We start from the raw sequence: 23,646 nt of genomic DNA, 5'->3' as shown, positions 1-23,646 counted from the left end.
CCATTTCCTTAAAATCCTAAACTAGAAAGTAAATCATCAACATCATCTTGCCCATTAACAACATCATCACGCGTTTCTGCATTGATGATAGGGCCTTCTGCTTTAATATCTTTCTGCGTATTCTCTTTATTTTCAATTACTTCTGAATTCTCGGTATCCGTACTACAAACTTTTAAAATACTCACCAGTTTTAATTCAATCTCTTGCACTAAGTCAATCACACGCCTGATCATCTGCCCAGTTAAATCTTGAAAGTCTTGCGCCATTAAAATATCAGTCAGTGAGCTACGCAACACCACAGCATTGGTTGATGAATTTTCAATTAAACCATCAACTTGATGGCATAATTTCTTAAAATCAATTAATGCAATATCTCGCTTCATCAATTTCTGCCAATTAGGTTTTACCGCATCGAGATCTTCAATTAATTTATCCGCAATCGGTAGGCAGTCATCAACGGCATCCATGGTTTTATTGGCGGCTTTATCCGTCATTTCAATAACATAATTAAGACGATCTTTAGCATCAGGAATATCCTTCCCAGCCATATCAATTAAACGGGTATCATTTTGAAAACTGAGTAGTGCATCGTGTAATTCACGTGTTAATTCACCGACTTTAACAAAAACCACATCTTCAGCGGATGTTAATTCATTTGCACTCTCAACAAGTTGATTAGCGGCACTTATCTCGTTTAGCTCTAAATAGGCAACTAACGCTTTGGCTTGTGATAACGAGAGTAGTGGCTCTATTTCATCGGCCATACTGTTTCCCCTTAACCTAAGCGTTGAAATACTTTATCTAGCTTCTCTTTTAATGTCCCGGCAGTAAACGGCTTAACAATATAACCGTTTACTCCTGCTTGGGCAGCTTCAATGATCTGCTCACGTTTTGCTTCTGCTGTGACCATTAAAACAGGAAGATGCTTAAGTTTAGGGTCTTTTCTGATCTCTTTTAGTAGATCAATTCCTTGCATAATTGGCATATTCCAATCTGTTACAACAAATTCAAAGCTCCCCTCTTTAAGCATCGGTAACGCGGTACTACCATCGTCTGCTTCAAAGGTATTTGTGAAACCAAGATCTCTTAATAAGTTCTTGATTATTCTTCTCATTGTTGAAAAATCATCAACAATTAACACTTTCATATTTCTATCCAAAACATTCCCCTAACTAAAAACTTAACTTTGTTTTTATTTACTTATAAATAAATATAAGTAAATATTGAAAAAACACACAATTAAAACCTATATTTTTTTTGTATTTTGACTCAAATGTGACTTATCTCTTATCAAAGCACCTATATTGCTTATAATCTAAGCGCTCTGCGCCTTTGCTTTCAAACGGTGTAATGCTTGAGAGTGAATTTGACTTACTCTTGACTCGCTGACATCTAATATTAATCCTATCTCTTTTAAGTTTAATTCTTCATCGTAATAAAGCGACAATACTAATGCTTCTCGCTCTGGTAACTCTTTTATCATCGCCACCAATTTATTGGCGAATTGACCTTCGCTCACTTCATTAAAGGTGATATCAAAACCAGCCGGCTCACTACATAATCCTTCTTCAGATCCAGTAAGATCTTCGTAAGCAATTAGTTTTGCACAGTTAACATCACGTAACATATGTTGGTATTCTGGCAAGGTTAGCATTAGCTGTTTGGCGATTTCAGCCTCTTTTGCATCACACCCTGTGCGTTTTTCTACCTCAGTAATTGCATTAGCGATACTACGGCTATTTTTATGTACAGAGCGAGGTACCCAGTCCCCACGGCGCATCTCATCAAGCATTGCACCACGAATACGAATACCTGCAAAGGTTTCAAAACTTGCCCCTTTACTGGTATTGAAGTTGCGAGCAGCTTCTAAGAGCCCAATCATGCCTGATTGGATAAGGTCATCCACTAATACACTCGCCGGCAATCTTGCCATTAAATGATAGGCTATTTTTTGAACTAATTGTGTATGCCGTTCAATTAGTTCAGAGCTATTGTTATGGTAGCCTTTCGCTTTTATCACCTATAATTGCTCATTAACGTTAGTTAGTAGCAACTTTTCGATAAAAAATTCCAGATGTCCTCCCGGTTGATGCGGAATAGGCCAGTCACACGCTCTGTTCGCTAACGCTTTAAATGCCAACGAAGCAGGCGTTTTAGGATAAGCTTGTACCACCACTTTCTGTTTGCGCACCGCTTGGCGGACATTGCCGTCAAATGGGATGCAGGCGACAAGCTCTAAAGAGGCATCTAAAAATCGGTCTGTTACACGCGTCAGTTTGGTAAATAGATCTTGTCCTTCACGTAAACTACGCACCATATTAGCAACAATTTTAAATCTATAAACACCATTTTGTTTACTGAGTATTTTAATCAATGCATAGGCATCGGTAATTGATGTCGGCTCATCGCATACCACCATCACTACATCTTGAGCAGCTTGTGCAAAGCTGACCACCATATTAGAGATACCCGCAGCGGTATCAATCAATAACATATCAATCGGTGTTTGCAGTGAACTAAATGCTTGAATAAGCCCAGCATGTTCAACATCGCTTAGTTCAACCATCGATTGAGTACCTGATGTTGCGGGGATAATCATCACCCCTTCAGGACCGGTTACGATCACTTCATCGAGTGTACACTCACCAGACAAAACATGGGAAAGGTTTTTGGTGACACGAATACCCAATAAAACATCCACATTTGCAAGCCCTAAATCGGCATCTAAGACCAATACACGTTTACCACGTTGCGCCAGTGAAACAGCCATATTTAGTGTTACGTTGGTTTTACCAACACCACCTTTACCACCTGTGATAGCAATCACTTTTACTTGGTTGTTTTTCATTCTTCTTAAACCACTCGCTTGGTCTGAAATCATATTATACTCGTTATCTAAATAATTAATTTTAAAAGTTATCTATTTTTATTCACGCTCAAAGCTACTAAACCACTGATGCTGCTCATGTTCAAAAATCTCATTCATCATGGTTAACGTACTTGAGATTAAATTGTCAACAGTAGCAATCTCAATATCTTCTGGTACACGTTGCCCTGTTGTAATGTAACTGATGGGCAACGCATATTGCATAGTGACACTTAATAACTCCCCCAAGCCGATGCTCTCATCGACTTTGGTTAAAATACAGCCCGTGAGAGGAATACGTTTGAAGTGTTCAATTGCTTCCTCTACCACACGTCGCTGCGCCGTGGCAGAAACCACGAGGTAACTTTGAATGTTGACCCGACCGTTACGCATTAAAGTATCGAGTTGCTCCGATAGACGAATATCTCGTTGCCCCATGCCAGCGGTATCAATAAGTACTAAGCGCTTCTCTCTAAATTGATAGAGTATCTCAGATAACTCATCGGCATCTTTTGCAACACGTACACTACAGCCCATAATTTTCCCATAGGTTGCGAGTTGCTCATGCGCACCAATTCGGTAGGTATCAGTGGTGATCAATGCGACTTGATCCGCACCATATTTCATCGCAAATTGGGCGGCCAGTTTGGCAATGGTGGTAGTTTTTCCAACGCCTGTCGGGCCTAATAAAGCGATAGCACCACCTTGAGATAAAATCTCATTTTTCCCAATAGTGATCTTATCTTGCAATAATGCCTGTATATACTGTTGAACTTCCGTTGAAGATGCATCTTCTGGGATATAACTCGCAAGTTGATCTGCAATGTCATCTGAAAATCCTGCTTTGGTTAACCACTTGATAACCATTGCGCGAATTGGCTCTTTACGCTCCATCTCTTGCCACATAAGTCCTGACACTTGATGTTCAAGTAATTTACGTAGCGAAGCAACTTCTGCGCCAATTTTTGCTATCTCTTGATTGTCACTACGCGATGGACTCGGTGCGATGCGTCGAATTCCCGCATTCACTTTTATTGGTTGCTCGTTAGAGGTCCAGTTTTGTTGCTCTGCTAAGGTTCTTGGTTTATTGTTTTTAGCAACTTGATCTGAAACCGCTGAAAATGCCGGTAGCTCATCTCTTGTTTTTTGAGCGGGTTTAACTCTTTTTTGCGCTCTATTTTTAGCTTGCTGAGTTTCTACTTTTCCAAAAAAAGAGTTCAATGATTTAGCAAAATCATCACCACTCTCTTTCGCACCATTACGGCGACTTTTTTGTAACTTAATTGAGTTTTTAGCACCACGTGATGAAAGTTGTACACTATCGTCCTTTAATTCACCTAAAGGATCCTCTTTTTTCTTATCTGCTTCTGCTTGCTGTGCTTGATAATCAATGGCAGCCACAATCTCAATACCACCAACTACTTTTTTATTAGACATGATCACAGCTTCAGGGCCTAATACCTCTTTCACCTCAACCATTGCACTACGCATATCTTTTGCGAAAAAACGTTTTATCTTCATTTGTTATTACAACCAATTATTGTCCAATTGAGCTAATTATTTTTATCTGTTTATCATCAGGAATCTCTTGGTAAGAGAGTACATGTAAACTTGGAATAGTATGTTTTACAAATTTTGAGAGCGTACTACGTAATACACCAGAAGTTAACAATACAGCCGCCTGCCCTATTAACTCTTGCTGCTGCGATGCCTCTATGAGTGAGGTCTGTATTCGCTCAGCAAGCCCCGGCTCTATGCCCGCTCCTTCATTACCCCCCGCCTGCATTGACTGATGCAATATCTGTTCCAGTTCAGTTGACAAAGTGATCACTGGCAACTCATTTTCATTGCCGATTATCTCTTGTACAATCATACGTTTCAATGCGATACGACAAGCAGCGGTTAACACTTCTGCGTCTTGGCTACGGGGTCCATAATCCACTAAGGTCTGTACAATCGTTCGAATATCCCGAACGGCCACATTTTCATTTAATAAGCTTTGTAATACTTTCACAATGATGCTTAATGAGAGCACATCTGGCACTAACCCTTCAACTAATTTAGGGTGTTTTTTGGCCAGTAGGTCCAATAAACTTTGTGCCTCTTCATGGCCTAACAGTTGCGCTGCATTATTAGTTAATATTTGACTTAAATGCGTTGCCACAACCGTAGCGGTATCCACCACCGTATAACCCAGAGCTTGTGCTTGTTCGCGTTGTTGCTCATCAATCCACGTTGCTTCTAAACCAAAAGCAGGATCAATACCAGCAACCCCCTCGATTGGGCCAAAAACTTGCCCGGGGTTGATCGCCATCTCTTTATCATGGTAGATATCCGCGCTACCACAGCTAACACCCATTAATGAGATAGTGTAATTATTAGGTGAAAGGTCAAGATTATCACGAATATGCACCGGTGGAATTAAAAAACCCATCTCCTGCGATAGTTTTTTACGTACCCCTTTAATACGATCTAGCAATTCTCCCCCTTGGCTTTTATCAACCAAAGGAATAAGACGATAACCTACTTCTAAACCAATTGTATCAACGCTACGCACATCATCCCAACCTAACTCTTTAGGTGGAGCAGATGCGTCACTGTTTGCAAGAGCACCACTATCATTGCCCTTTTCGGCCTCTATTTCTTTCTGTTTTAGTCTGTTGATTTGCCAATAAGCCCCACCAGCGGCGACTCCACCTAATGTTAAAAATGCAAGGTGAGGCATGCCAGGCACAATGCCCATTATCAGTAAAATACCAGCAGTGATGGTCAGCGCTTTTGGGTTGTCAAACATTTGACCCAGCATACGCTCTCCCATATCAGCCGAGGTATTTTCTCGAGTCACCGTTATGGCAGCTGCAATAGATAACAACAAAGAGGGTATTTGCGCAACTAAACCATCACCAATGGTTAATATAGTATAAATTTCAGCAGCTTCTGCAAAAGGCAAGTCAAATTGCACCATGCCGATAATAAAACCACCAATAATATTGATAAACAGGATCATAATACCTGCAATCGCATCACCTTTTACAAATTTACTCGCACCATCCATCGATCCATAAAAATCAGCCTCCATGGTAACCTCTTCGCGCCTTGTACGTGCTTGCTCTTGATCAATTAACCCCGCATTAAGGTCGGCATCAATCGCCATCTGTTTACCAGGCATTGCATCAAGTGTAAAACGAGCGCTTACTTCTGCGATTCGTCCAGCACCTTTGGTGACTACCACAAAGTTAATGATCATTAAAATCAAGAATACAATCATGCCAACCGCTAAGTTACCACCGATAACCACTTCACCAAACGCTTCAATAACATGCCCTGCGGCCGCACCACCTTGATGCCCTTCTAATAATACAATACGTGTAGAAGCAACATTCAACGCTAAACGTAGCAGTGTTGCAATCAATAAAACGGTTGGGAAAGCGGCAAAATCAAGAGGTCGTTTGGTATAAATAGAAACCAATAAGACCACCAGCGCAAGTGCAATATTAAAGGTAAACAGCATATCAAGGATTAGCGTTGGCATCGGTAAAATAATCATGCCTAAGGCGGCAAGTACCATAATCGGTGTGCCTAATCCACCTAATATTTTAGTCTTATTGCTCCAGAAGGATGTTAATAATGTATTGATATGAATACCTGTGTTTTTATAAGTGATATCTATTATGAAGCAAGCATTAGGCCATGTAATGAATTATTGCTAAGAACTTGAAGCTAATCGTTATATTGGAATCCCTTAGGGATTCTCAAATCATCAGGTAGTGCTTTAGGACGACCTGATTTTCCTTTACGAAACTGATCAAGCTGATAAATATAGGCCAGTACTTGCGCAATTGCGACAAATAACTCTTCTGGCACCTCGTCACCAATCTCAGTGGTATGGTAAATAGCACGGCACAAAGGAGGGGACTGCATCACAGGCACCTCATATTCACGCCCTACTTCTCGGATTTTAAGTGCCATGAAATCAACACCTTTAGCAACAATATAAGGTGCGCGCTCACCATTTTGTTCATATTTTATCGCTACAGAATAGTGTGTAGGATTAGTAACAATCACATCGGCATCAGGGACATCCCCCATCATTTTACGCTGTGATGCTTCATATTGCAGTTGACGAATACGCTGTTTTACTTCCGGTTTACCTTCTGAATTTCGATATTCATCTTTGACCTCTTGCTTGGTCATTTTTAACTCTTCGGTATGCTTATAAATCTGATAAGGAACATCGACAATAACAATCAATAACATTGAGCTACACAGTAGAAGAAACATCCACGTCAGCATGTCTAATGCCTCAAAGACACTCGCAGGCAAAGGCATCACAGAGAGGTGTAAAATACGCTCAAAAGTAGCCCCTAAAATCCACCAAACCATCCCAATAACAACGGTAACCTTCATAATAGACTTAAGAAGCTCAACATATGCTTGCATACCTAACATACGTTTTAAACCTGCTTTAGGGCTCAATTTACTCCATTTAGGCATCATCGCTTTAGTACTAAATAACATCCCACCAAGCAGTGAACTACCTAAAATAGAGATAATAAATAACATCAGTAGGATGGTAAACATAGGTATGGCGAGTCCTTTGAAGCTATCTGTTATATGAATCCACATATATTCAGGTGAAAAAAGTACGCTACGCTCAAAGGTAAAAGCACGTTTCATCATCACTGAGAGCTCAAAAGCTAAACGATCACCAAAAACTAAAAAAGAGAGAGCCGCAGAGATAAGGACAGAAGCGGTTGCTAACTCTTTTGAGCGAGCAACCTGCCCCTTTTCTTTGGACTTTCGAATTCGCTCGGGGGTGGCTTCCTCGGATTTGTCTGTGCCATTTTCATTCTCAGCCATGATAAAACTCCTTTAGGGTTGCTTCTCACAGGCGCCATTGAGTAGTTCACACATGGTATTAATGCCGCGCAACCATTGATTTTCAAAATGAAATGGTACATTCACCATTGTTACCCATAAAACAAACAGACCAAAAACCATGCTAATTGAAAACCCTAAGCTGAAAATATTTAACTGCGGTGCAGCTTTAGTCATAATACCAAAAGAGAGGTTAACTAATAACATCGCCACCATTGAAGCGAGTGAGAAAGCAAGGGCAGCGCGAAACATCAACGAAAACCAGCCAACCAGCTTCTCATAATCTGTGGCCAGTAAACCTTTCATCGAAATGGGTAATGTTTCAAAACTACGAATAATTAGCTCAATCATTAACAGGTGTCCATCAACACCAAAAAAGAGTAACGTGACCAATAACACGTAAAATTGTCCCACAACGGGAGAAGATTGACCATTCATTGGATCGGCCATCGAAGCAAAGCCAAGACTGGTTTGCATTGCAATAATTTGCCCTGCAATCACGAAAGTTTGCACCACAAAAATTGAAACAGTACCAATTGCAATACCAATGAGCAGTTGCTGTAAAATAACAAAAGCACTGGCTAAAGAGAACAGTTCAATATTTAATGGTGCAGCAGGAAGTATGGGGAAAACGGCAACCGTGATAGCAAGTGCATAATAGAGACGTACCATTTTAGGTGTCGTGCGCGACCCTATCGCCACCATCACCATCAACATGGCGGCAATACGCGTAAATGACCAGATATAGGTGGCCATCCAATTGGCTATCGCTTCGGCTGAAAATTCCAAAGCTAACCAACAACTTGTGGAATCTGATCAATCATTGAGACAAAAAATTCCATTAATTTACCCATTCCCCAGTGAGCACCAAATGCAAGCGAGGTGAGAGTCATAATAAGTCTTGGTAGAAAGCTTAGTGTTTGTTCATTAATCGAGGTGGCTGCTTGAAAAACGGCAACCACCAAACCGACTAATAGGCTAGGCACAATCACTGCAGAAACCAATAGCAGTACAGTCCATAAAGCTTGTTGGAATATATTTACAAATACTTCGGGTTCCATAACGCCTCCTACAACAGACCAAAGCTGTTTGCTAGACTACCCATGATCAAGTTCCATCCATCAACCAGTACAAATAACATCAGTTTGAAGGGCAATGATACAATCATCGGGGATAACATCATCATACCCATCGCCATTAGGATACTGGCTACCACTAAATCAATAATCAAAAAGGGAATAAAAATCATAAAACCAATTTGAAATGCAGTTTTTAACTCACTGGTCACAAAAGCAGGAATAAGCACCGTAATAGGCACCTCTTCTGGGCTGTCAACTTGTACATTGGCTATCTCTAAAAAAGTTTCTAAATCTTTTAAGCGCGTTTGTGCCAGCATGAACTCCATTAGCGGTTTTTTACCCACATCAATTGCTTCTGATATCTGCATATCCTCATTCAGATAGGGTTGCAATGCACTTTCATTAATTTTATCAAATACTGGCGTCATGATAAAAAAAGTTAAAAATAACGCAATACCATTTATTACTTGATTTGATGGTGTCTGTTGCAATCCCAATGCCTGTCTTAATATAGACATCACTATCACAATGCGGGTAAATGAGGTCATTAAAACAAGCATAGCGGGTAGAAAACTTAGCGCGGTCATAAACGCTAATACTTGCAATGTGACACTGTATTCCTGATCACCACCAGCATTGGTGGTCACTGTCACAGCAGTTAGCGCACTGGGGTCTGCCAGTAATGAGGGCGAGAAAAATAATAGTGTCGTGACCAACAATAAAAGTAGTTTATTCATTACGTTTAGTGCTTATTTTAGAGAGTAATATAGAGAAAGGCGTTGAGGCCGACTCTGAGACTTCCTCATTGACTTCATCTTCTGGGGTTGCAAGGGTATCGAGCAGGCTAATATTTTGCTCAGTAACACCTATCAGATAACGTTTTTCATTGACCTCAATGACCTGCACACGCCCCTTATTAGTTAAGGATTGTGTGGCGATCACTTTAATTAGCGTTTTACCTCGACCATTATGCACAAGATTGCTTTTTTTCATCAAAAAAGCAAAGATAAAAATACAAGCAATCACCAATAATAGTGAGGCAATCATCGTACCGACAGCCAAATCAGGCGGTGTTTCCAATGCTTCTATAGCCCAACTTGTGGAGGGAATAAAGAGAGTAATAACCACCAATAAATAATTCATTTTAACTTCTTGATTCTTTCTGTTTGGCTAATCACATCGGTTAAGCGAATACCAAATTTATCATTGACCACCACCACTTCACCATGCGCAATTAACGTACCATTCACTAATACATCTAAAGGTTCACCCGCAATACGATCCAGTTCTACCACCGAGCCTTGATTAAGTTGTAGTAAATTACGAATGTTAATTTTACTGCGTCCAACCTCCATAGAGATAGTCACAGGTATATCTAAAATACTGTCTAAGCGAGCGTGTTCTTCTACACTAATTGGCGCAGCGGTATCCTTTAACTCATCAAGTTCAACATTGTTAACATCATCACCGGCATCTCCCGACTCTTCTAAAGCGGCAGCCCACTCATCAGCCATATCTTGCTCTGTACTCATAATTATTCCTATTTGCTATTAAATGCTAATCGAGATCTTTTAAATTGGTGAATTGAAGCTGTGTATTTTGCACCTCAGGCCTTGCAATGCGCTCTGTTATTTTTAGTGCTAAATTTTCATTGCGCTGTCCAAGTGTCGCCCTAAAGGTAGGTAAACCTTCAATAGAGACTAACATTGATTCAGGTAAGTCTACGGGAATAATATCTCCCGCTTTTAGTCCTATCATGTCACGTAGTGGTAGCTCTTTTTCTAACAATTTTGCGGTTATTTCTACATCCACATCCATAATTTCATCTTGTAGTGCCTGACTCCATCGTTGATCGGTATCTTCTTTGTCACTTTGCACCCCCGCATCCAGTAGTTCACGAATCGGCTCTAACATGGAATAAGGCATTGCAATATGAAAATCCCCACCGCCCCCATCAAGCTCAATATGAAAAGAGTTAACGACAATCACCTCTGTTGGACTAACAATATTTGCCATCGCAGGGTTTACTTCTGAATCAAGATATTCAAAGTCTACCGTCATGACTGGCGCCCATGCATCTTTATAATCTTCAAAAATTATTTTTAGTAACATCTGAATGATACGGCGCTCCGTCGGTGTAAACTCACGCCCCTCGATTTTGGCATGATGACGACCATCACCACCAAAGAAGTTTTCTACTAAAATAAACACTAAACGTGCTTCCATCGTCACTAATGCAGTCCCTTTTAATGGACGAAAACGCACCATATTTAGGCTAGTTGGTACAAATAGTGTGTGCACGTATTCGCCAAATTTAAGCATCTGCACGCCATTAATAGAGACCTCTGCAGTATGGCGTAACATATTAAATAAGCTGATACGCAAGTGGCGCGCAAAACGTTCATTAACCAGCTCAAGTGTTGGCATACGACCACGTACAATGCGGTCTTGTGATGAGAAGTCAAAATGGACAAGGGATTCTTCCCCTCCCTCTTCACTATCAACGACGTCATCTTCAACATCATCAACGCCATGCAATAGCGCATCAATTTCGTCTTGAGAGAGTAGATCTGCCATAAAAAACCCTAGTAATTAAAAAATATAACGATCACTGTAAAACAAAACCGGTAAATAAAACCGTATGAATAAGCGCCTTGCCTTCTAGTTTTGTGGTGGCTTCATTAAGCCCTTCTAATGCAGCTTCTCTTAATTGGTCTTTACCTTCAGGGCTACGTAATTGCGCAATGGTTGCACCGCCAAATATACGCACTAAGGTTCCCTCTAACAGTGGAATATGTTTTTTGGCTAAGATTTCATTGTCAGCACCACGCACCATAAGTTGTACTTTTATCTGCACTAAGCGGTCTCGTTTTCCATCCATTACATTAAACACAAAAGGCCGAGGCATCGCCACATACGTTGCCGATAAATGACTATCAGGAGCCTGATCACTTACCTCTGCAATTTGTTCTGTCGCTGTTTCGCTATCATCACCACTAAAGAGTAAAAAATAGGCAGCTACGCCCCCCCCTAATAGAAGCACAACCGCTACAATGATAATAATCAGTTTTTTCTTACTGCCACCTTGCGCACCACCTTCTTCATCGAGTGACATATCTTCATTTTCATTATCATTATCAGCCATGTGATTCTGTTCCTAATTGATGGTCTAAACATTTATGGTACGGAGCATAAAGGCATACATCTAACAAATCCAACTCCTTTATGCATAATAATCAATTCCTTGAGCTGGAAGCTGTATTTTTGTACTAATCCACTCACCCTGATCATCTAATATGGATTCATCAACTTTGTTCTCTGTATGCGAGGTTAAGTTACCCGTTGGTGATTGTTGTGCGTTTGATTGATCTTGCTTACTTTGATGCTCAACATTTGCCTCAGCTAAGTTTATCCCTTGCTGTGCGAGTTGTTCACGTAATCTTGGTAAATTTTGTTCAATAATATCACGACTTTGCCCAACCTGAGTTTGGATAGTCATCTGTAACTGATCTTGTTGTATATGCAACTTGATATGCATCGAGCCTAGTTCCGCAGGATCAAGGCGAATTGTCACCTCCTGCTTACCTTGCTTAAGCATCATCAATATACGTTCTCCCATCATGGCAGACGCATGCTTGCCTTGCAGCTCAAGTGGTTGTTGTAACGCCGTTGATTGCATTGATGAAGGGTTATTAGTCGCTATTTGACTGAGCAGTTTATCCGTTACTGCACTCATTGTCGTAATAGGCCGTAAAACACTGCCCTCTTGATCATGGCTAAAGGTGGGTTTATCTACTTCTGTTTTTAGTGAAGCAATAATATTATCGAGTTTGTCTGTATGGCGCAGATTTTCTTTGAGTTGCGGATCATCATCTAATTCACTATCATTAGAAAGCAAGGCGGCAACATTTAATTTATCTGATTTTTCAACTGACGAAGTAGACGATTTTTCACCCTCTTTTGGAAGAGCCCCTAGATCAACCGTGCCTATTGGGGCCTTGGCCTCTGTCACTTTAGTATCTGTTTTTTGTGCTTCTTCTATTTTTGCTAAAATAGGACTTATTACTGTTTCTGAGGATACTAAATGAGTGTTATCTGATTGAAGTTCCAGCGTCTTTTTTTCTGTCTCTACTGGCGCATCCATTGACTCTTTTAGTCGCGGTTCATCTTGCACGATCCCTTCTAAGCTCACTTTTTTGTCTACAAAATCGGTGACAGCGCTGACAGGCTTAGGCGCTTCATATCCTAACTTAACTTGATTAAGCTCTTCTGTTGCTAATTTAACGGGATTAAGCGCTAAATCAGAGTCTGATACCTCTGACACTTGATTTTCTTCATCTGACAAACCAAGCTCGATACTTTCCGCCTCTGCCACAGGCTCATCTAAAAGATCTAACTCAACACTCCCTTGCTCACCCTCAATCATATTTTCAAGCAATGAAGAAAAAGAGGATGAGGCAGAGGTTTTCTCTTCCTCCCCCTTTTGGTCTACGTTTAGTTCCGCATCAATACTTTTAACTTCGCCATTGATCTCAGTTGAAAGGGGCTTATTGGGTGTCGTTGATAATATTGATTGCATCATAGGCTCTCTTTGAAGACAATTGTTGCCATTATGGACGGGTTTTTATAGTTAATGAAAAAACAAGCAAGTTATAGACCAGATTGTTTTTGAAAATGCTGAAATATAGTAAATTCATCAAGTAATTGTTGCTCTTTTTTATTCTCTAAAGCGATTCGTTTTTTAGCTTTTTTCTCTAATAACATGCCCATTGCTTTGCAATTCACCTGCGCTTCAATCCACATTTTTTTATGTGCTTGCACATCATACTCAAACTTAATTAACCCTTGCTGATGCTGGGTTACCCCTTGGTCAATCTGCACAATAAATTGTTGGTATTTACCTAAGTCTGCAATAGAAACGCCTTGCGCCCCTTTTTCACTTAATTGATTGCTATATTGACGACGATATTGATGAAGGTTTTGTAGTTGATTACGCTGCTCAAATAGCGCTTGTTGTGCTTTTTGATAAGCCTGTTGCGCTTTCTCGACCTGTTTTTCTCGCTGCTGGTAAACAAGTTGTAGTGCATCTCTAGCCATATAACCCTCTAATGAATCGTTACACAATAACTTGCGCTAAATTGTTTTCAAAAAGCCTGAAATGACGGATTATTTTGAAAACAAAAGCGCAAGTAATTTTGAAGCCGATCCTAACTATTAACAAATTCCTGCGTCAGTGTGGCGAGTTGTGTCAAACAATCGTTATAACTGATGCTTTCTTTCATACCTTGTTGCAAGAAGAGATCCAATTTTGGACGGATCGCAATCGCTTTATCAATACGAGGATCACTTCCTTTTGAGTAAGCACCAATAGTGATTAACTCTTTGTTCTCTTGATATAACGAATAAGCCTGTTTCAGAACACGTGCAAGGGTTTGATGTTCATCAGAAGTTACCATCGGCATCACACGACTAATCGATTTTCCTACATCAATCGCAGGGAAATGCCCTGCATCAGCAAGTTCCCGAGAGAGTACAATATGACCATCTAAGATTGCACGTGATGCATCGGCAATGGGATCTTGCAGATCATCACCCTCTGTTAATACCGTAAAAAAGGCGCTAATCGAACCTTGATTTTCATTGCCGTTACCCGCGCGCTCTACCAATGCAGGTAATTTTGCGAAAACAGAAGGTGGATAACCTTTGGTGGCAGGAGGCTCACCAATCGCAAGGGCAATTTCACGCTGTGCCTGTGCAAAACGGGTCAGTGAATCCATCAGCAATAGTACATTTAAACCTTGATCTCGAAAATACTCGGCAATAGTCAACGAGGTTTCACAGCCTTTCAAGCGCATCAGCGGGGAAGCATCGGCAGGGGCCGCGATCACCACAGAACGTTTACGCCCCTCCTCGCCTAATATCTCTTCAATAAATTCTTTAACTTCTCGCCCACGCTCACCAATGAGCCCGACCACGACTACGTCGGCATCAGTACCGCGTGTCATCATGCCTAATAGCACACTTTTACCCACACCAGAGCCTGCAAATAACCCCATACGCTGGCCTCGACCAACAGTAAGCAATGAATTAATCGCTTTAATGCCGACATCAAGAGGCTCTTTGATCGCTTTACGGCTGAGGGGGTTAATACGTGGATTATTATATTGGCTGGTTTGTGCGGTAATTATTTCACCCTTACCATCAATCGGTTTACCCATACCATCGAGCACCCGCCCAAGCAGTTCCATACCAACAGGGATACCTTGCACCTCTGTTTGTGGAATAACACATGCCCCCGGTAACACCCCCGTTAATCGCTCACTGGGCATTAAAAATAGACGCTCACCAGAAAACCCAACCACTTCAGCATCGATGAAACCATCATTAGTTTCTACCTTACACATGCTTCCGACCGCGGCAGTGCAACCCACCGCCTCTAAAGTTAAACCCACTACACGTATCAGCTTTCCTGATACCGTTGGATGGGTAATCGATTCTCCTACTTGGTACTGAGTGATGCGTTTAGTTAAATTATTCATCTTTAACTTCTATAATTGGTGCTTCTGTTTTTTTATCTTCAGTGACAGGTACAGTTGATGCTTCAACACTCGCCTCTTCACTTGTTTGTACTTTATCCTGTTGAGATTCAACGGGTAGCGGTTGATCATTAAGCAGATTAGAGTCATCATTTTTACTCGGAAGCAACCCATGATTCTCTTTGAAGAATTTTTTTAATACCTGATTAATACGTGTATTAAACGCATAATCAATACTAGAGACTTGCGTATGGATTTGGCAATCACCACGTTTTAAAGTGGGCTCAGCTTGCAGCTCCCAACCTCGTTGCAGGCATTGCTCCTGCGAATAGGCATTTTGTACAAAGAGTAGATCTTCTGGATGCAGATTGATGATTAGCTTTTGTTCGCTAATAGGTAGCGCATCAACAGCTTGCTTTAGTGCTTGTAGAATGATTTGTGGATCGGTTTTTACTTCACAACGCGTTATCTGCTCAGCAAGTGCTGTCGCTAAATGAATCAATTGGTATTCCACATTATCATCTAATTTTTCAAGCGGATTATGTAAGCGCTCAATTAAAGCGTGCCAATGAGTTGCTTGTTTATCTATCAGCTCTTTTCCCTGAGTAAGTCCCTCTTCAAGTCCTTGTGCTAATCCCTCTTTATGCCCTGCTGCAAGACCTTCTAATTTTCCCTGTTCAATTCCTTTGCTTAAACCTGACTCTTTTCCCTCATTAAAACCATCTTCATAAGCGACTTGGCGAATCGCTTCAATATCATCAAGCGTTAATGGTTGTGGCGGTTGCTCAGCTTCCGCTTCAACCTGTTCTACCTCTTTATCTTGATTATTATACCAAGTGGCAGGTTTTCCAAAAAGACTGTTCTCTTCCGCCACCTCTACGTTGCTATCTGTTACCTCTGGTAGTGACCAGTTTTGAAACTCATCTTTATTTTCAGCCATTAGCAATAAACCTTTCTCTTTTAATGATGATGCTAATCTTATAAGAACTCATCACCACCCCCACCACCGAGCATAATTTCACCTGCATCAGATAAACGACGGGCAATAGTAAGGATCTCTTTCTGAGCAGCCTCCACTTCACTGATACGAATAGGTCCCATTGCTTCGAGATCATCTTCAAGCATTTCAGCTGCACGTTTAGACATATTTTTCAGAATTTTCTCTTTCAGCTGATCATCCGCACCTTTTAATGCACGTTGTAGTTGCTCACCTGGTACTTCACGTAACAGTGCTTGTATACCGCGATCATCTAGATCAATAAGATTATCAAATACAAACATAAGATCTTGAATCTGTTGACTCATATCTTCATCCGTTTCACGTAAAGAGTCCATTAATGGCCCCTCAATACCGGTATCTAAGTAGTTCATAATATCAGCAGCAGCTTTAGTACCCCCCATTTTAGCCGCTTGTGCACCCGCTTGACCTGCAAACTGTTTCTCCATAATTTCATTAAGCTCTTGTAATGCAGCAGGTTGCACCTCTTCTAAATCAGCAATACGCATCATCAGGTCAAGGCGCACCTTCTCTGGAAACTGAGTAATAATTTCAGCAGATTGCTCTGCGTCTAAATAGGATAAAACGATAGTTTGAATCTGAGGATGCTCATTTTGGATAATAGCAGCTACTTGACGTGCATCCATCCATTTCAATGAATCAAGGCCTTTTGAACCACTGCCTAAAATAATCTGATCCACTAAATTGCCCGCTTTATCTTCGCCTAATGCTTCGATCAAAGAAGCACGAACAAAGTCTTCACTGTCCAGACCGATGCTACTGTATTTTTGAATATCTTCAATAAAAGCGCGATGTACACTGGATACTTTATTTTGTGAGGAATCCTTAAGAGCGGCCATCTCCATACCTAATTTTTGTACCTGTTTAGGTTCTAAATTACGAAAAATTTGTGCGGCATCTTCTGGTGTTAAACTAAGCATCAACAAAGCACACTTTTCAACACCCGTTAATTGATCAACATCAAATTCAGACTCAGACTCATTCGTTTCCTCTTTTTTATCTTTTTTCTCTTTTTTATCATCCTTCATCGACATTTAACCACTCTTTAATTACTTGTGCAGATAAACCAGGTTCGTTTGCAACGAGCGCACGTACCGCTTTTAGAAGATCTTCATCTTTATGTAAGTCTGGCAATTTAATAACGCCATTAGTAATGCCAAATTCAACCCCTTCACCGTCATCATCATTTAATAGTTGTAAATTATCACCCCCCATTGAGCCAATAGCACCACCTAAGTCATATTCGTCAACTTGTTCAATAACCTCTGGGTAGAGTAGTTTCTTCATAATTGGACGAACAATTAATAACAGGGTTAATAAGATAACTAACATACTGCCACCGAAGCGAACATAACCTTCAAATGCTTCCGTTTTCCAAAAGGCTTCCTCTTCAATAACTTCTAAATCAGGGCGATTAAACTTAACCGAGGCGATCTCTAAAACGTCCCCACGTATACTATTAATGCCTAATCCACCCATTAATAAACGGCGGATACTGTCAACCACCTCCTCTGTTCGTGGAATAAATGAAACCTCACCGGCAGCATTAGTAACAGCAACATAATCGAGCGCAACAGAAACGGTTAAACGCTCAATTTTACCCACTTTATGTTTAATATGGGTAATGGTGGTATCTACTTCGTAATTTCGTGTAGATTCATTATGTGTATTACCATCAAGACCACCAGCAACATTATTATTTTTTTGAAGCTCTTCAGGTATCGCGCCATTTGCAGGAGGTTGATTGGTGAGTGCCCCTGGGACATTACCAAGGGTTGAACTTGAGGATCTTGTTTCTACTAACATCTCACTACGAATCGCTTGATTGGCAGGATTAAAGGTTTTTTTCGTCTCTTCAATAATGGTAAAATCCATCGACAAATCAACTTCAGCCGTATAATTTGCCAAGCCTAATACTGGAATTAAAATCGCATCAATTTTAGATTTATATTCATCTTCACGATCGCGCTCTAAAGCAAACTCTTTACTTGATTGTGCAGATAAACCGCTTTTACTGCCAGAATGTAATAGCCGTCCTCGCTGATCACTCACGGTAACACTATTAGGGGATAATCCTTGCACTGCAGAGGCGACAATATCAACAATTGACTCAACCTCTTGTGCAGAAAGTTTATAAGAACGTACCGATGTGATCACAACAGTTGCACTTGCTTGGCGCTCTTTGCGCGCAAAAACACTCTGTTTAGGAATGGCCAATAAAACTTGTGCTTTAGTGACATTTTTCATCGCCTGAATAGCCAGTACAAGTTGGCGTTCACGGCTCAACTTTAAACGTTCCTGTTCAACACGCTGACTAACACCAAACCCCATATCTTGCAGTAAGATATCATCACCATTTTCACTGGCATCGTTAGCAAGCCCTGCACGTGTCATCAGTAGCTTTACTTTCTGATACTCGTTAACCGTTACAAGAATAGAGTTACCCTCAATTTTGTAAATCACTTTTTGGGTATCAAGAAAATCAAGGGTGGTTATTAACTCATCGGTTTTATAACTGCCTAACGGGCGGTAATCCGCTTCTTTTCCCCACGACCATAAAATGACAACAATTGCTAATACAATCAATAAACCAATGATCATGCTAATTTGACGTAAAACATCAACATTTGAAAAGAATGAGGCGAGTGCCCCTTTTTCTGGTTCAATTAACGATTCATCACCGCCAGAAAGACCATTGTCTTCAAGTAACATATCTGGATTATTATTTGATTCAGCCACTAATTTTGTTCCCTAATTCGATACTACCTATCACGTTATACAGGCATGCTCATCACTGATTTATATGCTTCAACCACCTTATTGCGCACTTGTATTGTGGCATCAAAGGCGAGGCTTGATTTATTGGCGGCGATCATGACTTCACCTAGACTAACCTGCTCGTCTCCCATTTCAAAACGATTACGTAGTTCAGATGTATTTTGCTGTAAGCCATTAACGTTATCTATTGCTTGCTTCAACATTTGCGAAAAATCGGGTGCTGTGGATTTAACAGATTGGCTAGCAACTTCATTCAAGCCTTTACTTTGTAAGCCTTGCAAGGATAGATCATTAAATAATGCAGATGTATTAAGATTCATAATATTTATCTCTTTTTTGACACGTACTGTCTAAAAAGCAATATTTATGCCAAAAAAAATGCTACTGAAATAGCACCTTTAAAAACCCAATAATTTTACAATACCTTCGCCAAATGGAAAGTAACCCATTTTGGCTGACTTTTTTGCCTGTAAGCATTTGATTTATATTGCTGTGAAATGCCATTTTAAACTTAAAAATTGGCAAAGGTATTGTTTTACTGTTGAAATTTTTCTAGTTCTTTATCCAACTGCTGTTCTGCACGATGCGCTTTAAACTCCGCATACAAAACATCTTTTTGTTTAGCACTCATTGGACGCTGTGCTTCTTCTACCAGTTTATCAAAAATATCTTTCGTTGATTGCTGACCTATCGCCACTAAAACACATAAATTATCTTTGCCTGCAATCTTAGTAATATCTGTTTTAATTGGATTAGTGCCGACTAACGTTTGTTGTGTTACCTGTTTTGAGACACTAGAAAAAGTAGAGCCCGACTCCACACCCGATGCGACTTCAACTTTATCTCGATAGCTTTTGTCCATTGCACTAACACGTGTTTCAATACGTTGTGCCAGTGATGTGCGTGCATTAGCAATCGCTTGTTGCTTATCAATCGACATGTTACCCGAGAATAATACACACTCAGAAACCGCAATACCATCTTCAACCTGTGGATTTAATATCCAACTTGGAATATCACCAACAGAGGTGGTCTCAACAGATGTGCTTGAACAAGCGGCTAAAAAAACGATGCTAGGTAACGTTAATAATTTTAATGACATAAATATTCCTTTTTATAAGTATTGTTGCAGAAAATCTTTCATCTTATCTGCAGGCATCGGCTTCCCATAATAATAGCCTTGAATATGATAGCAACCATTGTCGGTTAAAAATGTCACCTGTTCAATGGTTTCCACCCCTTCTGCAATGACATTCATATGTAAATTGGTTGCTAATGCAATCACCGCTTTAGTAATGGCAACATCATCTTCATCATCGGGTAAGCCCCGAACAAATGATTGATCTATTTTTAGTTTATTAATCGGTAAGCGTTTTAAATAGGAGAGGGATGAATAACCGGTACCAAAGTCATCAATAGCAAGCTCAATACCCATTGCACTTACCTTTTCTAAAATCAAAATTGCATTCTCAGGATTAACCATGATCTGCCCTTCTGTGACTTCAAGCGCTAACCACTCAGGTTTACACTCGGTTTCCTCAAGCATAGCACTAAGCATCTCAATAAAGTCTTTCTGCTGTAGCTGTTTCATCGCTAAATTCAGGGCTAACACCCCTGGATTTAACCCTTGTTCAACCCAACGGACCATCTGTTTCATTGCACAGCGCATGGTCCACTGATCAAGCTCAACAATAAAACCCGTTTCCTCTGCGAGGGTGATAAATTTAGCAGGAGAAACCATGCCCATAATAGGATGGTTCCAACGAATAAGGGCTTCCATACCGGTCAATTTCTGTGTGGGAACCTCTATTTGAGGCTGATAAAACACCACAAACTCGTTATTTTTAATCGCACTACGTAAGCTACTCTCCATCACAATACGTTCAAATGCTTTTTCAGTCATCTCCTGTTTATAAAAACTATAACCATTACGCCCCTCATCTTTGGTTCTATACATAGCAGCATCTGCATTTTTAAGTAATACCTCTGCATCAATACCATCAACGGGAGAAAGTGTAATGCCGATACTTAATGTACAATAAAAATGGTGTTCAGCAATACTAATTGCTTGTTTCATCGTTTCTTGTAAATTTTCAATAATATCAACAACATAGTTAGTATTATGTAATCCGCTTAATAACACCGCAAACTCATCTCCACCAAGGCGTGCCACCGTATCGGTTTCTCTTAAGGTTTTTTGCAGACGACTTGCAACCTCTTTAATGACCAGATCACCAACTTGATAACCTAGCGAATCATTGATCTCTTTAAAGTGGTCAAGATCTATCAAGAGCACCGCTAACGCACTTTTTTCTCGTTGCGCAAGTTTAATCTCTTGATCAATCCTATCCAATAGTAAAGTCCGGTTTGGCAATCCTGTTAATTGGTCATAATAGGTTTGATACTCTAGGGTCTCTTTCTGCGATTGAATTTCATTCTCTAACAACGTGTACTGCGTTATATCACGCGAGATCCCTAAAATACCTAACAGATGATCTTCGTCCAAATAAAGAGGTGATTTAGAGGTACTTAATAATACTTTCTTACCATTTGCGTAGGTAACCCATTCGTCGTTGATGGCATTACGTTTCTCTTCTCGAACTTTTTTATCATGTAGCTGAAACTGGGTCCCCACCTCCTTACCAAAAAGCTCAAGGTCTGTATATCCCACTATTTGTGCTTTCGATTTACCAACAAACAACTCAAAAGCACGATTACAACCTAAGTAGATCCCATTACCATGTAGATAATCCTTATAAAAGATCAGGTCTGGTGTGCCATTTAATACCGCATTTAAAATAGTATTTTGGTGGGAGATCTTTTCGCTACTTTTAATCTCATCGGTAATATCACGACTTACCTGAATAACACCATAAAACATTTTATCGCGCATAATGACACTAAGATAAAAGCGCGTACTACGACCACTATTTTTATCGGTTAAAACCACATTTTTAAGCGCCCGACACTCTTTAATCGCTAAACAAAGAGGACACTGGCTTTTAGTTAAACAGCTGGGATGGAAAAACTGGTGGGCGTCTAAACCAATCAGCTCTGATTTAGGCTGTTTTATCAATTTCTGTGCTTTGCTATTGATTTGTAATAAATTACCTTTTTTATCCAATATTATCACTGGTATCGGAATAGCATCATAAGTTGATGCATCTTTTTGCAATAGATCGATGGGTTGCTGTAAGGTTCTTTTGACCACGGCGATAAAAACAAACCAAAAAGATAAAAATTTAAAAACATGCCCAAGTAGGTTAAAAAAACCATCAATATCCACATATAAAGTAAAACAAAGTTCTGCAACGATAGTGAATAAAATAGCAACCTGAATCTCCCAATAGGCCACTGAATTTAGTAATAATTGATGTCGGCTATTAGCAACAAATGCCATCACTAACACGATAATAATCAGAAGTTCAAAATAATTTTTTAGTGGTGTTAGACCTTCGCTGGCAATATATAATGTAAAGGGGTGAAGCCATGCTTGATAGATAATAAGAAAACCAATGAGCGTAAAAATTGCAATCACTGTTTTTATATTAAACTTATAGATAAGTTTACAACTACTCACAAACAGTAAGCAAGCTTCAAAGAAACGTGTTAACACCCAAAAAGTAAGCGTGGTATTAAGCCCTTTATCGCCTAAAAAAGGCATACCTGGAAAAGATAAAAGGTGCATAATATCTAACCCTGCAATCACAAAATACCCTGCACCTAATAGTTGCAGATAACGATTTTTTGTTATTGAAAAAGTGTAATGAACAATAATACCCAAACAAAGTGCAACAAAGATGGCAAACGATTCAACAAAGAAATGAAACATCAAATAAGGGCCGTACAGACCAAGTAATAACAATAACGTACTAATAATAGAAGGAACAATGAGAGAAGGTAATATTCTTGTCGACACTCTTTTTTTATCAGAAAAAATCATAAACAGCCTTATGATACTTTTAATCACTTTAGTTTTATAAATTGTAGACCTTAATAACGATTTGCATGTGTTTTATCTTTCAATTCTGATGAGAGCTAACAAAAAAGACCTTAACACTATAAGTGAGAAGGCTTTTTAAATCAGTCTATTAAAATTTTACTCTAATATACCCGTTATCATTCAAGGTGCAAAATTCAACAAGCTGTGAGGTGAGCAGGTTCTAGGCAGAAAGTTGAAGGTCTAACGGGTTCAATCGATGCTTTCTAACGAATTGTTAAATGCTGGCATTTAATCAATGTCGATAGAGGATTAACGTCTTTTTGTTAATCTCTCGAAAGACAACGAAGATGCTTGCCTCAAAGCTTGCCTTGTGGGTCGCCAGCTCGCCTCTTGTGCAACCATGGTAATTCGGCGTTGCAGTATTCTTTAATGGCTAGCCATTAAAGAATGAAAGTTTTTTATTTCATTCTACCGAGAGAGGATTAATGTCTTTTTATTAATCTCTCGTAAGGTCATCATACTGCGCCTTATCTTAGTGTCCGAGCTGA

General features: G+C 39.9%; 23 protein-coding genes. All 23 read right to left on the bottom strand.

Annotation, left to right across the window (positions count from 1 at the left end):
* Positions 1-8 precede the first annotated feature (8 nt).
* The 23 genes from G322_RS0105090 to G322_RS22605 all read right to left on the bottom strand — a co-directional run bounded on the left by G322_RS0105090 (position 9) and on the right by G322_RS22605 (position 23,098).
* The gene (locus G322_RS0105090) at positions 9-764 is read right to left on the bottom strand and encodes a protein phosphatase CheZ (RefSeq protein ID WP_022940728.1); all 756 of its coding nucleotides are present in this window, start codon (positions 762-764) and stop codon (positions 9-11) included.
* A gap of 11 nt (positions 765-775) precedes the next feature.
* Positions 776-1,159: a chemotaxis response regulator CheY gene (gene cheY, locus G322_RS0105085; protein WP_084683684.1), complete on the bottom strand. Its 384-nt coding sequence runs from the start codon at positions 1,157-1,159 to the stop codon at positions 776-778.
* A 156-nt stretch (positions 1,160-1,315) separates the two neighbouring features.
* Positions 1,316-2,020: an RNA polymerase sigma factor FliA gene (locus G322_RS0105080; protein ID WP_022940726.1), complete on the bottom strand. Its 705-nt coding sequence runs from the start codon at positions 2,018-2,020 to the stop codon at positions 1,316-1,318.
* Positions 2,021-2,881 (bottom strand): MinD/ParA family protein, encoded by an 861-nt coding sequence (locus tag G322_RS0105075; protein WP_022940725.1) that lies wholly within the window; start codon positions 2,879-2,881, stop codon positions 2,021-2,023. It lies immediately after the preceding gene.
* A gap of 45 nt (positions 2,882-2,926) precedes the next feature.
* Positions 2,927-4,387: a flagellar biosynthesis GTPase FlhF gene (gene flhF / locus G322_RS0105070; RefSeq protein ID WP_022940724.1), complete on the bottom strand. Its 1,461-nt coding sequence runs from the start codon at positions 4,385-4,387 to the stop codon at positions 2,927-2,929.
* A 16-nt stretch (positions 4,388-4,403) separates the two neighbouring features.
* Positions 4,404-6,509 (bottom strand): flagellar biosynthesis protein FlhA, encoded by a 2,106-nt coding sequence (gene flhA / locus G322_RS0105065; protein WP_051143726.1) that lies wholly within the window; start codon positions 6,507-6,509, stop codon positions 4,404-4,406.
* A gap of 77 nt (positions 6,510-6,586) precedes the next feature.
* Positions 6,587-7,726 (bottom strand): flagellar biosynthesis protein FlhB, encoded by a 1,140-nt coding sequence (flhB, locus tag G322_RS0105060; RefSeq protein WP_022940722.1) that lies wholly within the window; start codon positions 7,724-7,726, stop codon positions 6,587-6,589.
* 12 nt (positions 7,727-7,738) lie between these two features.
* Complete coding sequence (gene fliR, locus G322_RS0105055) at positions 7,739-8,533, bottom strand: flagellar biosynthetic protein FliR (protein WP_022940721.1); 795 nt, start codon at positions 8,531-8,533, stop codon at positions 7,739-7,741.
* A gap of 2 nt (positions 8,534-8,535) precedes the next feature.
* Positions 8,536-8,805 (bottom strand): flagellar biosynthesis protein FliQ, encoded by a 270-nt coding sequence (fliQ, locus tag G322_RS0105050; RefSeq protein WP_022940720.1) that lies wholly within the window; start codon positions 8,803-8,805, stop codon positions 8,536-8,538.
* An 8-nt stretch (positions 8,806-8,813) separates the two neighbouring features.
* Entirely contained in the window at positions 8,814-9,560 is a 747-nt protein-coding gene (gene fliP / locus G322_RS0105045; protein ID WP_022940719.1) for a flagellar type III secretion system pore protein FliP, read from the bottom strand.
* Positions 9,553-9,966, bottom strand: a complete 414-nt coding sequence (gene fliO / locus G322_RS0105040) for a flagellar biosynthetic protein FliO (protein ID WP_022940718.1) — start codon at positions 9,964-9,966, stop codon at positions 9,553-9,555. Before fliO ends, fliP begins: the two co-directional genes overlap by 8 nt.
* The gene (gene fliN, locus G322_RS0105035) at positions 9,963-10,355 is read right to left on the bottom strand and encodes a flagellar motor switch protein FliN (protein WP_022940717.1); all 393 of its coding nucleotides are present in this window, start codon (positions 10,353-10,355) and stop codon (positions 9,963-9,965) included. Before fliN ends, fliO begins: the two co-directional genes overlap by 4 nt.
* Before the next feature lie 25 nt (positions 10,356-10,380).
* Complete coding sequence (gene fliM / locus G322_RS0105030) at positions 10,381-11,400, bottom strand: flagellar motor switch protein FliM (protein ID WP_022940716.1); 1,020 nt, start codon at positions 11,398-11,400, stop codon at positions 10,381-10,383.
* A 31-nt stretch (positions 11,401-11,431) separates the two neighbouring features.
* Positions 11,432-11,968, bottom strand: a complete 537-nt coding sequence (gene fliL / locus G322_RS0105025) for a flagellar basal body-associated protein FliL (protein ID WP_022940715.1) — start codon at positions 11,966-11,968, stop codon at positions 11,432-11,434.
* A 78-nt stretch (positions 11,969-12,046) separates the two neighbouring features.
* Positions 12,047-13,405 (bottom strand): flagellar hook-length control protein FliK, encoded by a 1,359-nt coding sequence (locus G322_RS0105020; protein WP_022940714.1) that lies wholly within the window; start codon positions 13,403-13,405, stop codon positions 12,047-12,049.
* A 68-nt stretch (positions 13,406-13,473) separates the two neighbouring features.
* Positions 13,474-13,920, bottom strand: a complete 447-nt coding sequence (fliJ, locus tag G322_RS0105015) for a flagellar export protein FliJ (RefSeq protein ID WP_022940713.1) — start codon at positions 13,918-13,920, stop codon at positions 13,474-13,476.
* Positions 13,921-14,030: 110 nt separating this feature from the next.
* Positions 14,031-15,362 (bottom strand): flagellar protein export ATPase FliI, encoded by a 1,332-nt coding sequence (gene fliI, locus G322_RS0105010; RefSeq protein ID WP_022940712.1) that lies wholly within the window; start codon positions 15,360-15,362, stop codon positions 14,031-14,033.
* The gene (fliH, locus tag G322_RS19960; protein WP_022940711.1) at positions 15,355-16,299 is read right to left on the bottom strand and encodes a flagellar assembly protein FliH; all 945 of its coding nucleotides are present in this window, start codon (positions 16,297-16,299) and stop codon (positions 15,355-15,357) included. Before fliH ends, fliI begins: the two co-directional genes overlap by 8 nt.
* A gap of 38 nt (positions 16,300-16,337) precedes the next feature.
* Positions 16,338-17,405, bottom strand: coding sequence for a flagellar motor switch protein FliG (gene fliG, locus G322_RS0105000; RefSeq protein WP_028866427.1), 1,068 nt, complete (start codon positions 17,403-17,405; stop codon positions 16,338-16,340).
* The gene (gene fliF / locus G322_RS0104995; protein ID WP_022940709.1) at positions 17,395-19,116 is read right to left on the bottom strand and encodes a flagellar basal-body MS-ring/collar protein FliF; all 1,722 of its coding nucleotides are present in this window, start codon (positions 19,114-19,116) and stop codon (positions 17,395-17,397) included. The genes fliG and fliF overlap by 11 nt, the downstream gene beginning before the upstream one ends.
* Positions 19,117-19,151: 35 nt before the next feature.
* Positions 19,152-19,475: a flagellar hook-basal body complex protein FliE gene (gene fliE / locus G322_RS0104990; protein ID WP_022940708.1), complete on the bottom strand. Its 324-nt coding sequence runs from the start codon at positions 19,473-19,475 to the stop codon at positions 19,152-19,154.
* Between the two features lie 215 nt (positions 19,476-19,690).
* Positions 19,691-20,257, bottom strand: a complete 567-nt coding sequence (locus G322_RS0104985) for an LPP20 family lipoprotein (protein WP_022940707.1) — start codon at positions 20,255-20,257, stop codon at positions 19,691-19,693.
* Positions 20,258-20,269: 12 nt separating this feature from the next.
* Positions 20,270-23,098 (bottom strand): bifunctional diguanylate cyclase/phosphodiesterase, encoded by a 2,829-nt coding sequence (locus G322_RS22605; RefSeq protein ID WP_022940706.1) that lies wholly within the window; start codon positions 23,096-23,098, stop codon positions 20,270-20,272.
* Between the last annotated feature and the right edge of the window lie 548 nt (positions 23,099-23,646).

The sequence above is a fragment of the Psychromonas hadalis ATCC BAA-638 genome (assembly GCF_000420245.1).
In the GTDB taxonomy this organism is placed as follows: Bacteria; Pseudomonadota; Gammaproteobacteria; order Enterobacterales; family Psychromonadaceae; genus Psychromonas; species Psychromonas hadalis.
Note: the sequence above shows the minus strand (reverse complement) of the source record. Positions and strands in the feature narration are given on the sequence as shown.

Coding starts and splice junctions, on each gene's coding strand:
- G322_RS0105090 (WP_022940728.1), bottom strand. CDS start 764: ATGGCCGATGAAATAGAGCCACTACTCTCGTTATCACAAGCCAAAGCG.
- flhB (WP_022940722.1), bottom strand. CDS start 7,726: ATGGCTGAGAATGAAAATGGCACAGACAAATCCGAGGAAGCCACCCCC.
- G322_RS0105075 (WP_022940725.1), bottom strand. CDS start 2,881: ATGATTTCAGACCAAGCGAGTGGTTTAAGAAGAATGAAAAACAACCAA.
- fliE (WP_022940708.1), bottom strand. CDS start 19,475: ATGAATCTTAATACATCTGCATTATTTAATGATCTATCCTTGCAAGGC.
- fliJ (WP_022940713.1), bottom strand. CDS start 13,920: ATGGCTAGAGATGCACTACAACTTGTTTACCAGCAGCGAGAAAAACAG.
- fliH (WP_022940711.1), bottom strand. CDS start 16,299: ATGGCTGAAAATAAAGATGAGTTTCAAAACTGGTCACTACCAGAGGTA.
- fliM (WP_022940716.1), bottom strand. CDS start 11,400: ATGGCAGATCTACTCTCTCAAGACGAAATTGATGCGCTATTGCATGGC.
- G322_RS22605 (WP_022940706.1), bottom strand. CDS start 23,098: ATGATTTTTTCTGATAAAAAAAGAGTGTCGACAAGAATATTACCTTCT.
- fliP (WP_022940719.1), bottom strand. CDS start 9,560: ATGAATAAACTACTTTTATTGTTGGTCACGACACTATTATTTTTCTCG.
- fliN (WP_022940717.1), bottom strand. CDS start 10,355: ATGAGTACAGAGCAAGATATGGCTGATGAGTGGGCTGCCGCTTTAGAA.
- fliQ (WP_022940720.1), bottom strand. CDS start 8,805: ATGGAACCCGAAGTATTTGTAAATATATTCCAACAAGCTTTATGGACT.
- fliO (WP_022940718.1), bottom strand. CDS start 9,966: ATGAATTATTTATTGGTGGTTATTACTCTCTTTATTCCCTCCACAAGT.
- fliI (WP_022940712.1), bottom strand. CDS start 15,362: ATGAATAATTTAACTAAACGCATCACTCAGTACCAAGTAGGAGAATCG.
- fliG (WP_028866427.1), bottom strand. CDS start 17,405: ATGAAGGATGATAAAAAAGAGAAAAAAGATAAAAAAGAGGAAACGAAT.
- fliL (WP_022940715.1), bottom strand. CDS start 11,968: ATGGCTGATAATGATAATGAAAATGAAGATATGTCACTCGATGAAGAA.
- flhF (WP_022940724.1), bottom strand. CDS start 4,387: ATGAAGATAAAACGTTTTTTCGCAAAAGATATGCGTAGTGCAATGGTT.
- G322_RS0104985 (WP_022940707.1), bottom strand. CDS start 20,257: ATGTCATTAAAATTATTAACGTTACCTAGCATCGTTTTTTTAGCCGCT.
- G322_RS0105020 (WP_022940714.1), bottom strand. CDS start 13,405: ATGATGCAATCAATATTATCAACGACACCCAATAAGCCCCTTTCAACT.